A 12,651-nucleotide genomic window follows, 5' to 3' on the forward strand; every position below is an offset into this window, starting at 1 on the left:
AAAGTGGTCATGGGATTGTTCCCGGCGCGACGGCGAAGCTGCTGATCTCCCCCCTTGTGGGGGAGATGGCCGGCAGGCCAGAGGGGGGCGCGAAGGAATACCGGCTTCGCCGCTTACATGAAGACAACTCCAGAACCGGCGGCCGCAAGAGGTTGAGAGGCCGGCGGGACAGCGCCCCCCTCTGTCCTGCCGGCCATCTCCCCCACAAGGGGGGAGATTGGCTGTCGCGACGGCCTTCGCCAATCATCGTCACCCCGCCGTGCGTGCCATATGCAGATCCACGAACTGTATCCCCTTCTGCGCAGTCCGCGCCCATTCGGATACCGCATCCAGCTCCAGATAGCGCACCCACAGCCGCCGAGCTTCGACGAGATTGCCACCGTCGAACTCCAGCCGCGCGAGATTGAAGACCGGATCGGCGTAGGTCTTGTCGAGCGCCATCGCCTTCTGCAGATGCCTGCGCGCCGAGGCAACCTTGCCCTCATCGCTCATCAGGCCGGCTAGATTGAACCAGGCCTCGACGAAACCCGGGTCGAGTTTTATGGCTCGCGCATAGTCATGCGCGGCTTCGGCAATCCGGCCGGCGCCGCGCAGGCAGTTGGCGCGGTTGAAGGCGGCAATCGCATCCTTGGGATCGATCGCCAGGCAGCGCTGGTAAAGGGCCGCGGCATCGTCGTGGCGCCCCTCCTCTTCCGCCATCTCCGCCTCGGCAAAGAGTTCCTCCAGCGTGTCGTCTTCGGGCGAGCCGAGATCGAACAGCAATTGGCCGTCGAGCTCGCTTCGGCCTTCGTCGAGATAGATCGCGTCGGGGCGGCCATGCTGCGAGCCGAGGTTGAGCGACTTGGCGGTGAGCGACGCGACCGGGCCCGAGCGGTGCACCGAGCGCGCAATCGCGCCCCAGGACGCGCCGCTTGCGATCAGCCCGGCATATTTCCTCGCCAGGATCAGGTCGCGGAACGAATAGGGCTCGGCGTCATGCTCGAAGGCATCGAACAGCGACAGCATGTCGAGATCGCCGGCGGCAAGTCGCGACTGATCGATGAGTGATTGCCGGGAGAGCGAGGACGCTTCGGGCGCCTTCATCAGCCCAAGCAGGCGCAGAAAACCGTTCTCGCTGATCAGGATGCGCCCGGCGGCTCGCTCGGTGGCAACACGGCGCTCGATCTCCGCATCGCCGGTCCTAGTCAGGCCTGCCTTGGCGAGAAGCGTGCGGCCGAACACGACATGTGAAGTGCGGCGGGTGACGCCGCGCCTCAGCTCCGCGTGGCGGCGCTCGACCTCGCGCACGGCAAGCCGCAGCGGAAAGGCGGCCAGCGCGCCGACGACGCCGAAGACGGCGCCGGGAACGATCACTGGCCCTGCATTTCCCGTCACTTCTTGCTCTTGCCGACGGCCTTCAACAGGTTCGCCTTCAGCGGATTCTCAGGCGCGCCGCCGCCGGCGGCCGCCTTCCTGGCGGGTTTTGCGGATGCTTCCTCGGCCTTGCTCTTCGACTTGGCCGGAGGCTTCGCCTGCTGCGACAGGCTCGCTTTCAGCGCATCCATCAGGTTGATGACATTGCCGCGCTCGGGCGCCGCCGCGATGATCGGCTTGTGCCCTTTGAGCTTCTCGCGGATCATCGCCATGAGCGCCACCTCGTAGCGATCCTCATAGTTCTTCGGATCGAAGTGGGTTTCCTTCTGCTTGATCAGCGCCTCGGCCAGCTGCAGCATTTCCGCATCGGGCTTGGCGTCCGGAATGTTGCCGAAATATTCAGTGGTGCCGCGCACTTCGTTGGGGTTCCTCAAGGTGCAGACGAACATGCCGTTCTCGCGCGCGCCTATCGTCACCACGCGCTCGCGGCTGGAAAGCACCAGGCGGGCGATGGCGACCTTGCCGGACTTGCGCATCGCCTCGCGCAGAACCGCGAAGGTTTCCTCGGCCATGGCGCCGTCAGGCGCCAGGTAATAGGGCGCGTCCTGGTAGATGACGTCGACCTCGCCCTCGTCGACGAAGGCCTCGATGTTCATCGTATGATTGGATTCGATCCTCACCGCATCGAGGTCGGCGTCGTCGATGATGATATATTGCTTGTCCTCATATTCGTAGCCGCGCACTAGGTCCGAACGCTCGACGAGGCCGAGCTCGGGATCGACCGGCTTCATGTTGATGCGGTTGTGGGTCTTCTTGTGCAACTGGTTGAACGAGATGCGCTCGCTCGCGCTGGTGGCCGGATAGAGCCGGACTGGACAGCTGACGAGACTGAGCTTGAGGTAACCTTTCCAACTTGCCCTGGGCGCCATGATGAACTCCTACGCGGCCATGCACTGACACTATGTTGGAGCATGGTCTTGTCCAAAAACCGGTTCCCACTTTTTGGGACCATGCTCTGCAGCGCTTCGTCCGTAGGACGAACAGCGCCGTGGAAATCCTACACCGACCTTTGATCGTAGCGGTAAAACCCTAGCGAAGTGTTTTCGGGCGGAGTTGCGACGGAGGATAGTTCAAATTGTATCGAGCGTCGATGGAGAGGAATTGAGACGCCGGCGATTGGCTGAAGGCCTCGACATTTCGTCGTTCTAGGGTGGAGCAAGGAGCGAAGGCACGCGCGCAGACCCTAGAACGACGACGCCGAGAGGCTACAGCCCATTCTCCACCACCGGCAAATCCCTGGCCGCCTCATCGATCTCCGCCCAGGGATCGCCGGACGTCTCCAGCAGCCCCGGCAGCGAGGCGTAGTTCAGATCCTCCGGCGCGTCGATCGTTTCCAGGTCGGTCCAGCTTACCGGAGTCGAGGCCGGCAGGTTGGTGCGGGCGCGCAGCGAGTAAGGCGCGGCGGAGGTGTGGCCGCGGGCGTTGCGGTGGAAGTCGATGAAGATGCGCTTCTTGCGGTTTTCCTTGCCCATCGTGGTGGTGAAGGTGTCGGGCGCGCTCGCGGCCAGCAAAGTCGAAATGGCGCTGCTCACCTGGTGCAGTTTCTTCCAGTTCTGCTTGCGCGTCACTGGTACGGTGATGTGGATACCCTTGCCGCCGGAGGTTTTCGCGAAAGGCACCAGGCCGAGGCTCTCCAGCCCGCCCTTGATGTGGACCGCCGCCTCCACCACCTCGCGCCAGGAAATCCCCTCGCCCGGGTCGAGGTCGAAGACGATCTGGTCGGGCTTGTCGAGTTTTGACCGGTGCGTGCCCCAGGTGTGGAATTCCACCACGCCGAATTGCGCCAGCGCCAGATAGCCCTTGGCGTCCTCGACCGAGAGATAGGTTTTTGTCTCGCCTTCCGAATTGCTGCTCTCGAACACCGCGACCGAAGGCGGCATGCCGGTGAAGGCGTGGCGCTGAAAGAAGCAGTCCTGCGGCCGCCCTGTCGGGCAGCGCACCAGCGACACCGGACGGCCGATGATGTGCGGCAGCATGAAATCGCCGACCAGCGCGTAATAGACGGCGATGTCGAGCTTGGTCGGCCCGGTCTTGCCGAACAGCCGCCGTTCCGGATTGGTCACCCAGATGGTGGCAAGATCGGACTCGGCGATCAGCCGCTTGCGCTTGACCGGCACCGGCGTGGTGAGCCCGCCGATATCGCGCAGGCCGCGAAAGACCCCGTGGCGCAGCGAATTGTCGGCGGTGCGGTTGGCATAGTGGATGCGGGCCGACAGCAGCGGCTTCACCCAGTGCATCTCGCGCATGATCTCGCGCGGCGCGCCTTCGGGCGGCGTAGCGCCGGCGGTCAGCCGTTCCAGCCGGGCGAGGAGATCCCGTGCCATATCGCTGTCGAAGCCGGTGCCTACCTTGCCGCGATAGTGCAGTTCGCCATTCTCGAATTCGGCCATGCCCAGCGCCGCCAGCCCCTCAGCCCGGTCGGAAACGGTGTAGCCGGCGATGACGAAGTCGCCTTTCTCTTGCGCCTTCACCTTGGTCCAGCTCTTGGTGCGGCCGCTTTGGTAGATGGCGTCGGCGCGTTTGGAAACGACGCCTTCCAGCCCGAGTTCCGTTGCTTGCTGGTAGAGCCCGCGCCCGTCGCCCTCGACATGATCGCTATACTGGATGGCGGCGTTGGCGGCTTGGCCGGCGAGGAGTTCGGCAAGCAGGGCCTTGCGCTTTTGCAGCGGCGCCTTGCGCAGGTCCCAGCCATCGAGATGGAGCAGGTCGAAGGCGTAGAAGTGGAGTTTCGAGCCGGCGCCCTCGGCCAGCGCGTCCTGCAGCAGCGCGAAGCGCGAGATGCCCTTGTCGTCGAGCACCATGATCTCGCCGTCGATGATCGCCCGGCTGACCGGCAGCCGCGAAAAGGCCTGCGGGAGATCGCCATAGCGTTTCGTCCAGTCGATGCCCGCGCGGGTCATCAATCTCACCGTTCCATCCACCACATGCGCCATGGTGCGGTAGCCGTCGAATTTTATCTCGTGCAGCCAGAGCTCGCCGGTGCGCCCGGCGGGATCATCGCCGCCCGGCGGTTTCGGCACCTGCGTGGCGAGCTGCGGCTCGACGCGGCTTGGCGGATCGCCTCTCACAGCGCCGGGCAGCGCGCCGGGCTTCAGCGAACCGGCTTTCGGCGGCAAGCGCGGCGGTTTCTTCACGGCGACCAGTTCCTCGATGCGCCGTCCCGATTTCACGCTTTCCGGCCGCGCTTCGAGGATGTCGAGCTTGGGATCGGCAGCGAGATCGCGCTCCTTGAAGAGCAGCCAGTTCTTCTTGTTCTCATCCTCGCCGGGCTTGGGCTTCAGCCGCGTCAGCATCCAGCCGCCATTGAGCTTCTCGCCGGCAAGGCGGAACTTGAAGGCACCGGTCTTGAGGCCCTTCTCGACATCGTCCATCGGCGCCCAGGTGCCGGTGTCCCAGACGATCATCGGCCCGCCGCCATATTCGCCCTCGGGGATGACGCCCTCGAAGTCGATATATTCGATCGGATGGTCCTCGGTCTCGACGGCGAGACGCTTGTCGGCCGGGTTGAGCGAAGGACCGCGCGGGACGGCCCAGCTTTTGAGCACGCCGCCGACTTCCAGGCGCAGGTCATAGTGGTCAGCTGTGGCGTGGTGCTTGTGGACGACGAAGCGGTTGCCCTCTCCGCCCGCAAGGCTGCCCGCCGGCTCGGGCGTGCGGGAGAATTCGCGCTTGGCGCGGTAGGGTTTGAGGTTGGCGGCCATGGGTCAGGCGGGAGCGATGGCAAGCTCGCCTTGCCGACGCCGCGTTCCGTCACACCCCCCTCTGTCCTGCCGGACATCTCCCCCGCAAGGGGGGAGATTGGCAGCTTGGCTGCCGGCGCCCCTTCTGCAGCGTTGGCGATTGGCGAAAACGGTGATGACATCTGATCTCCCCCCTTGCGGGGGAGATGTCCGGCAGAACAGAGGGGGGTGCTGTCCCGCCAGCATTTCAGATTTTCCTACAGCGCGGCGGAGCAAGGGAACTGGATCAATCGTCAATCGCCGGCGTCAATTCCAGCTCGGCCGGCGTCAGCCCTTGCCGCAATTGGCTCAGCCGGAACTCGTCGACCCAGTAGGCCTCGCCGTCGACCAGCACGCGGGCGCTGTAGGAACCGCCGGAAAAACGCTGCGCGGTGACGTAAACCTTGTGGCGGTCGAGCGCGGTCTTCACCGCGGCGCGGCGGGACTTTTCTCTGGCGACCGGACTGACCATGGCCTCACTCGAACACGCCGCCGCTGGAGATGCGGCTGACCATAAGCATGGCGGAGAGCTCAATATGAGTCAATTTGCCGGACGCAGGCTGCCGTTCACCGCGGCGCCCGCAGTCGCCGCCAGCGCTGCATGAACTCCTGCGCGACCTTGAACAGGCGCGGGTTGTCGCGCACGAAAGCCACGCCCCGGCCGCGGTATTTGATGGCCTCGCTCGCCGCCACGCCCTTCAGTGTGATGCCGTAGCAAAGCTCGGACAGAACCGACTTCACCGCGCCCATATGTTCCTTGTAGCTCTGGTTGCCGACCGACAGGTCGAAATAGTCGAAGCCGGCGCCGCGCCCCCATCGGATCAGCTCGCCCATGATGCAGAGCCCCGGCGAAACATTGGGCACCGCGCCCTGGTCGATCGCGATCAGAAGCGCATGCAAGGTGCCCAGATGGGCCGCCAGGTACTGGACCGCGACCATGACCTCGCCGGCGCGCAGGCCGAAGATCCGCACCGAACCGTCCGTCAGGCCGCGATGCGCGGCTTCGCGGTAGAAATCGACCACCGGCGGCTGCGCGAGGAGATCGAAGCGGCCGAGCTCGCGAAAACGGCTGAGCCGCATCTCGACCAGCTTGCCGAAGATGGCGTCCACCAGGGCCGGCGTGTCGGCCTCGACCAGGGCCAGGCCGCCATTGCGATCGAGCCGGCGCAAGTCCTTGTTGAGCGCCTTGACGAAGGACGGTCGGCAGATGCGCTTGACGACGGTTTCGGCGTCGCCGTCCATGGCGATGCCGTAGTGCGAGTGGATGGAGTCGCGCGCCGGCGCAAGCAGCGCCAGGGGATTGGCGACACCGCCGACCTCCTTCGGGATACCGACGATGTGGATGCGGTCGGCCGGCGGCAGCACGGAAAGCACTGCCGTCCAGGCAGCCTCGGCGGATTGCCTGGTCCACGGCGTCGCGTCGGCGAGCAAAGGCGCGGAATAGTCGCACACGCCGCAGCTCAGCCATTCGATCACCCAATGGTGGAATGCGCGGCGGCGCATCAGCGGCACAAGCATCCTCGACTCGCCCGTGCCGGCGTCCCTCACCTCGACGATGGCGAGGTCGGCCTTTTGCGGCACGAGCCCTTCGACGATCCCTTCGGCCCAGGCGAAATGCTGGTGGCCGGTGCACACGCCCTCTGTCTCGAGACGCAGCCAGAGCGGTTTGACCGCTTCGAGACTGGTGTGCAGTTGCGCCACGTAAGCGCCGCTGGCGGCGCCGGCGGCGTGCGGTGCGGCCTCATCGTCGGCCAAGCCGGTCGTCATTGCGGCCATCGGCATTGCCTGGCTTACCACATCATTCTCCTATCGTCTCTGCACTGCCAGCGTGGCCGCGCGGCGCCAGGCGCCGAACACGCTGGGGCGCTGCTCGTTCGGGTGCTTGGAGTTCCACATACGGTGGGCAGCGAAATACCATGAGGCCACGAGCACGAAGGTCTCGGAGACCGCGGCGCCCGCCAGCGACCATGTCGACGGCGCGATGGCCAGCAGAATCCCGATCGTCGCCAGTCCGACGATCGCGCCGGCCATGGTGATGAAGGCGACGATGCGGAAATCGCCGAGGATCTCGAGGACCACGCGCGGCATGACATAAGCCATAATCGGTACATAATTGGCGATGGCGAAAAGCCCGATCAGCCCGACCGAGGCATGCTGCAGGGCCTGGGATTTGATCATCGGCAAGATGAACAGGATGCCGCAACCATAGGCCAGGCTGCCAAGCCCCATGACGAGCGCCCAGATCTTGGCCTGCGTCCACACGCGGTCGAACTCCTTGTTGCGCACCAGCTTTGCGAGTTCCGGCTGCGTCATGTTCGAGAAGGCAAGGCTGGAGATGCGCAGCGGCGCAAACAGCACCAGCACCGCCGCCAGCGGCGCGTAAGCCGCGGGTCCGGCGATGCCGGCGACCAGCAGGGCCAGGCATTGCCCCTGAATGTTGGTGGTGGTGGCGCTGAACCCCGACCAGCAAAGCTGCGGCCAGAGCTTTGCATAGCGCCGCAAGGTCGGGGCGCGGAAGGAGATACGCAGCCTGCGGCGCGCCAGCCTCACCAGCACGGCGATGCCGACCATATTGGCCGCGGCAAGCGCGTAGAAGGTGGCCTGAAGCGCGTCCGCGAAGAACCAGATCGCCGCTCCTGCGAGCACTATGCCCGCGATCGTGAACACGGCGTCGCTGATGGAGACGACGAGCTGCATGCGGCGCGCGAAGAAGGCGGTGCGCATATGGCTGCGCAGCGACCAGGCCCCGACGAAGCAGGCGGCGCCGATGCCGCTCGGGTCGCCCAGGAGGCGCATCAGCAGCCCGGTGCCCAATCCCATCAGCAGCGCCACCACCAGCGCCGCCGATCCGAAGGTCACGTCGTAGGCGTCGACGCCGGCGCTGTTGGCGCTTTTGCTCATCCATATTGTGGCGGGAACGGCGGTGAGCGAGCGGATATAGGACAAGCCGACGCCGCCCATCACCATGGCCAGCGCGAAGAGCCCGTAACCTTCGGCCGACAAAAGATGCAGCAGCGCGATGTTGAGGGCGAAATGGAAGCCGCTCTGCATCGCCTCGCCGCCGATCATCAGCATGAGGCGCCGCACCAGATGGGCCGGGAAGGTGAACTTCACGGGCTCGTCTCCGCCTCGCGGGCGACACGCGCCCGCCCCTGCCGCGGCGGCGTCGCCTTAAGCTTGTCGGCCACGATCGCCACGATCGCGGCGGCGGCGATCGGCTCGCTGAAGACCGCCTCGTAGCGCGCGCGACCGGCGGCGGCAAAGTCGCGCCATAGATCCGGCCGCAGGATGATTTCGCCGAGCTTGCCGGCAAGGGCGGCTGAGTTGCCCGGCGGCACATGCCAGCCGGTCTCGCCATCGGCCACCACTTCCACCAGCCCGCCGATCGCCGACACCAGCGGCGGCCGTCCCCAGCCCATCGCCTCGATGGCGACGCGGCCGAGCGATTCCGGGCGGCGCGACGGCACCGTGACGATGTCGGCCCAGCGATAATGGTCGGCGGGGTCGGAGACGAAAGGCAGCACCTCGACATGCCCGGTCAGCCCCATGCGCCCGACCAGTTCAGCCAACGCCTGCTCGCGTTCGACGCTTTCGAAGGCGCCGCCGACCAGGCGGACCTCGACGCGGTCGCGCAATTCGGCTTGGAGCGAGGCGACGGCATCAAGCAGCACCTCCTGCCCCTTGATACGGTTGACGCGGCCAAGCAGCAGGACCTTGAGCGGGCGGCTGCCATCATAGGTCATCGGCAGGGCCGCGGCGGGGCCGGCAACGCCGTTATAGACGACATGCGTGCGCCGCCCCTTGGCATCGAGGGCCGGCGGATCGCCGAAGGTGGCGCGCGTTGCGCGCGAGTTGAAGATCAGATCCGCCTTGCTCCAGCGCATCAGCGCGACAAGCACCTTGCGCAGGACGCCTTCCGGGATCTCGTGGATGTGCAGCAGCGCCTTGCGCGGCAGGAGCCGCGCGGCCAGCGCATAGTCGGCGATGATCGAGGTGTTGATATAGGTCAGGTCGTTGTCGCGCATGCGCCGCCAGGCGCGCCAGAGCGCCGCCGGCAGCCGCGCCATCTCAATGGTGGCGAGCTTGAGTATCGCCTGGCGCCGGAGCACCCAGAGCGGTTCGAACACGATGCGGCTGGCATGCGGCCTGAGGATATCGACGATCGGCCCCTCGCGCGGCAGCACGACCTCGATCTCGGCGGCCGGAAACGCGGCGCGCAGCGCAGCCACGCTCTCCGCGAAGCTGCGGTCCGAACCATAGAGCTCGTAGCCCTGATGAACGCAGGCGATGCGCATTGCTATCTTTTCCACCTTGCACCCCGGGTCCGCTCAGCACCGGACCCTTCAAGCGCGGAAGGAACTTCATGCCAAATCCGCACGCCGCCTTACCCAGCGGTGGCCACTGCAGGCCCGGGAGCAAGGATCATGCCGGGTCTTGAACGCCCTGCTGCGACCCAGGAAGCCGGCCGTGCCCCGTATCGATACAGATACGTCGCGAAAGTTGACCGATAATGAAGCAAGCCATGCGTTCTGAAGAGAAATTTTACACCTTCATGTGAATATTCGCCCTGGGGGTACCCTGGCACGGAAGTTGCTGGGCATTTCATTGATTTAACAACAACCATGACCGGACCCCGGGGAATCCTTCATTTTGAAACCGGAACGACCTTCCACCCTGATCGAAAAGCCTTCGATCCTGATCCTGGGGACGCGCGGCATTCCGGCTTCTCACGGCGGCTTCGAAACGTTCGCCGAGCGGCTGGCGCTTTTCCTGGCCGGACGCGGCTGGAAGGTCGGCGTCTACTGCCAGAAGGAGGTCGGGCGCGTCGGTCGAAGGGTGACGAGCGAGACCTGGCGCGGCATCGAGCTCATCACCATCGAGGTTGCCTCCAAGGGTCCGCGCGCGACGCTGGAATTCGACTGGCAGTGCGTGCTCGACGCCGCCAGGCGGCCGGGTGTCTGCCTAGTGCTGGGCTATAACGGCGCGGTGTTCCTGACCTGGTTGAGGCTCCGAGGGCGCAAGATCCTCACCAATATGGACGGCATCGAGTGGCGGCGGCCGAAATGGGGACCGGCGGCGCGCGGCTGGTTCTGGCTCAACGAATGGATCGGCGCCTGGCTCTCGCACCGGCTCGTCGCCGACCACCCGGCGATCGCCGACCATCTGGCGACACGGCGGCCGCGCAGCGCCATCGCCACGATCGCCTATGGCGCGGACCCGGTGACCTCGGCGCCGGAGGAACCCATTCGCGCGCTCGGGCTCGAGCCCGGCAAATATCTGGTCTCGATCGCGCGGATCGAGCCCGACAACAACATCTTGCCGATCATTGAAGCCTTCCGCCGCCGCGATCGCGGCGACATGAAGCTGGTGGTGCTCGGCACGCTCAATGACGACATTCCTTACCACCGCGCCGTGCGCGCCGCGGCGGGCAACGCGGTGATCATGCCGGGCGCGATCTACGACCAGGCGGTGGTGAAGGCGCTGCGCTATCATGCGCGCGCCTATATGCACGGCCACACTGTTGGCGGCACCAACCCCTCGCTGGTCGAGGCGCTGGCCGCCGGCAACATGGTGATCGCGCATGACAACCGCTACAACCGCTGGGTCGCCGGCGATGCGGCGATCTATTTCAGCGACACCGAGAGCCTGAGCCAACGGATCGACGAGGCGCTGGCCGACGACGCGTTGGCGGCACGCTGCGGCAAGGCGGCGCGGGCCCGCGCCCGCGAGGCCTTCCGATGGGAAGACGTGCTTAGCGCTTATGAGAAGGAAGCGCTGCGGCAGCTCGGCGTTGCCACCGCCGCGCCGGCGAAAGCCGACCGCGCCAAGCACGCATGACTGGCCCACACACGGCCGGCTGGTCGCGCCGCCGTATCCTCGGCGCGGCACTGGCCGCGGCAACTGCGCCACTGGCGACAGCGGTCTCGCCACTCTCATATTCGGCGCAGGCCGCAACCGGCGCATGGCCTTTCAGGCGCGGCGTCAACACCTGGCCGTGGTTTGCGCTGACGCGCGAATTTCCCGCGCCCCGCACCGACTATGACTGGCCGCCCTTCCAATCGCAGCGGCCGGTGCCGACACTGGCCGACCTTGTCCGGCTGCGCGCCAGCGGCCTCGATTTCATCCGCCTGCCCGTCGATCCGGGCCCGTTCCTTGCAGCCGATGCGGGCCAGCGCGCCGACCTCATGGCAATGCTGAGCGCGGCGGTCGAGGCGGCCGTCGCCGCCGATCTCGGCGTCATCGTCAACGTTCAAGCCAATGGCGCTACGCATTACTGGAATCCCGACCGCATGTATTCCAGCACCAGCGCGCCTGAGTTTGCGCGCTACCAGGGCTTCGTCGGCGAGGTGGCCGGCATGCTCGAAGGCATGGCGCCCGGCAGGGTCGCGCTGGAGCCGGTCAACGAACCGCCGCAGGACTGTTCTTCCGATGTCTGGCCCAAGGTTCAGGCCGCGCTGCTGACCGCCGCGCGGGGCCCGGCGCGAAAGCTGCCGCTGCTCGCCACCGGCGGCGGCGGCTCGATGGTGCGCGGGCTGACCGCGCTCGATCCGGCGCCGCTGGCGGAATTCGAGCCGATCCTGTTCACCTTCCACTTCTACGAGCCCTATCTATTCAGCCATCAGGGCGCGCCGTGGATGCGCGAGCCGGTGTACCGCGCCCTGAACAATGTGCCCTGGCCAGCCTCCGCCGGGACGCTGGAACAGACGCTGGCCTCGGTCAGGGCAAGGATGGCTGCGGACACGGAAAGGTCCGACGAGGCCAAGAGGGCCGCCTACGAAGAGACCGAAAAGGTGCTGAAAGTCTATTTCGACGCCCAGCCCGACCGCCGCTTCATCGACGGCTACCTGAAGCAGGTGAGCGACTGGGCGGACAGAAACGGCATCGCGCCTGAGCGCATCATCATGGGTGAATTCGGCGCGTTGCGCACCGATGCCCGATACACCGCAGCGCCCAATCCCGACCGCGCCCGCTACATCGCCGATGTCCGGCAAAGCGCCGAAGCCGCCGGCTTTCCCTGGGCATTCTGGGATCTGTTCGACGGCATGGGCATGATGGACGACACCACGCGCGCGCTCGACCCGGCGATGGTCGAAGCGCTCGGGCTGACGATGCCGCGCGCTTGATTTGTTGAATCAACAAATCGCGCTAAAGGTCTGGTTTCACGCAAGAGCTGGCCGACAGCCCGCGCTTCGTTCGGGACGTCGAGCCTGCATCGCTCACAGATAAGGCGTGCCGGTCATCGCGGCTTTCAGGCCTGCAGCCCCCTTGTCGACGAGCGCCAGGAAAACATCGTTCGCTTTCTCCCGGCTGCGGGTCTCGCGAAAAGTCCGATGCGCCCCGAGGAAGGCGACAGTCCACGTTGCCAGCAGCAGGCTGGCCGCGAGCTGCGCGTCGGGGTCGGCGGCGTCGCGGCCGACGCTTTCGGCCAGCGTCGCCGCCACGAGGTCGGTGGCGAGGCGCTTTCGGAAGCGGCGGTCGAGTTGCGGAGTTCCGTCGCGCCCCCTCTGCCCGGCAGGAC

The 12,651-nt window shown here is 66.0% G+C and carries 10 protein-coding genes; 2 read left to right on the forward strand and 8 right to left on the reverse strand.

Annotation, left to right across the window (positions count from 1 at the left end; genetic code table 11):
- Positions 1-249 precede the first annotated feature (249 nt).
- The 7 genes from FJ417_RS23175 to FJ417_RS23205 form a co-directional block, all read right to left on the reverse strand.
- The gene (locus FJ417_RS23175; RefSeq protein WP_246687522.1) at positions 250-1,374 is read right to left on the reverse strand and encodes a tetratricopeptide repeat protein; all 1,125 of its coding nucleotides are present in this window, start codon (positions 1,372-1,374) and stop codon (positions 250-252) included.
- The gene (locus FJ417_RS23180; protein ID WP_140785037.1) at positions 1,371-2,282 is read right to left on the reverse strand and encodes a Ku protein; all 912 of its coding nucleotides are present in this window, start codon (positions 2,280-2,282) and stop codon (positions 1,371-1,373) included. The genes FJ417_RS23175 and FJ417_RS23180 overlap by 4 nt, the downstream gene beginning before the upstream one ends.
- 336 nt (positions 2,283-2,618) lie before the next feature.
- A complete protein-coding gene (ligD, locus tag FJ417_RS23185) occupies positions 2,619-5,114 on the reverse strand; it encodes a DNA ligase D (RefSeq protein WP_140645476.1) in 2,496 nt (831 codons plus the stop codon).
- A gap of 265 nt (positions 5,115-5,379) precedes the next feature.
- Positions 5,380-5,604 (reverse strand): hypothetical protein, encoded by a 225-nt coding sequence (locus tag FJ417_RS23190; protein WP_140785038.1) that lies wholly within the window; start codon positions 5,602-5,604, stop codon positions 5,380-5,382.
- 95 nt (positions 5,605-5,699) lie between these two features.
- Positions 5,700-6,908 carry a GNAT family N-acetyltransferase gene (locus FJ417_RS23195; protein ID WP_246687523.1) on the reverse strand — a complete coding sequence of 403 codons (1,209 nt, stop codon included), beginning with the start codon at positions 6,906-6,908 and terminating at the stop codon, positions 5,700-5,702.
- A 30-nt stretch (positions 6,909-6,938) separates the two neighbouring features.
- Positions 6,939-8,246, reverse strand: a complete 1,308-nt coding sequence (locus FJ417_RS23200) for a hypothetical protein (RefSeq protein ID WP_140785040.1) — start codon at positions 8,244-8,246, stop codon at positions 6,939-6,941.
- Positions 8,243-9,442, reverse strand: coding sequence for a glycosyltransferase family 4 protein (locus FJ417_RS23205; RefSeq protein WP_246687524.1), 1,200 nt, complete (start codon positions 9,440-9,442; stop codon positions 8,243-8,245). The genes FJ417_RS23200 and FJ417_RS23205 overlap by 4 nt, the downstream gene beginning before the upstream one ends.
- A gap of 340 nt (positions 9,443-9,782) precedes the next feature.
- Here FJ417_RS23205 and FJ417_RS23210 point away from each other — a divergent pair, with 340 nt between their 5' ends.
- Entirely contained in the window at positions 9,783-10,970 is a 1,188-nt protein-coding gene (locus tag FJ417_RS23210; RefSeq protein ID WP_246687525.1) for a glycosyltransferase, read from the forward strand.
- The gene (locus FJ417_RS23215) at positions 10,967-12,256 is read left to right on the forward strand and encodes a cellulase family glycosylhydrolase (protein WP_140785042.1); all 1,290 of its coding nucleotides are present in this window, start codon (positions 10,967-10,969) and stop codon (positions 12,254-12,256) included. The genes FJ417_RS23210 and FJ417_RS23215 overlap by 4 nt, the downstream gene beginning before the upstream one ends.
- A gap of 93 nt (positions 12,257-12,349) precedes the next feature.
- Here the strand turns inward: FJ417_RS23215 and FJ417_RS23220 are convergent, their stop codons facing one another.
- A complete protein-coding gene (locus tag FJ417_RS23220; protein WP_181183279.1) occupies positions 12,350-12,574 on the reverse strand; it encodes a hypothetical protein in 225 nt (74 codons plus the stop codon).
- Positions 12,575-12,651: the final 77 nt, after the last annotated feature.

It is taken from the genome of Mesorhizobium sp. B3-1-7 (genome assembly GCF_006439385.1).
Classification (GTDB): Bacteria; Pseudomonadota; Alphaproteobacteria; order Rhizobiales; family Rhizobiaceae; genus Mesorhizobium.

Bases quoted from the DNA above. Each gene is read 5' to 3' on its own strand.
- FJ417_RS23180 (WP_140785037.1), bottom strand. From the start codon at position 2,282: ATGGCGCCCAGGGCAAGTTGGAAAGGTTACCTCAAGCTCAGTCTCGTC.
- ligD (WP_140645476.1), bottom strand. From the start codon at position 5,114: ATGGCCGCCAACCTCAAACCCTACCGCGCCAAGCGCGAATTCTCCCGC.
- FJ417_RS23190 (WP_140785038.1), bottom strand. From the start codon at position 5,604: ATGGTCAGTCCGGTCGCCAGAGAAAAGTCCCGCCGCGCCGCGGTGAAG.
- FJ417_RS23195 (WP_246687523.1), bottom strand. From the start codon at position 6,908: ATGGCCGCAATGACGACCGGCTTGGCCGACGATGAGGCCGCACCGCAC.
- FJ417_RS23215 (WP_140785042.1), top strand. From the start codon at position 10,967: ATGACTGGCCCACACACGGCCGGCTGGTCGCGCCGCCGTATCCTCGGC.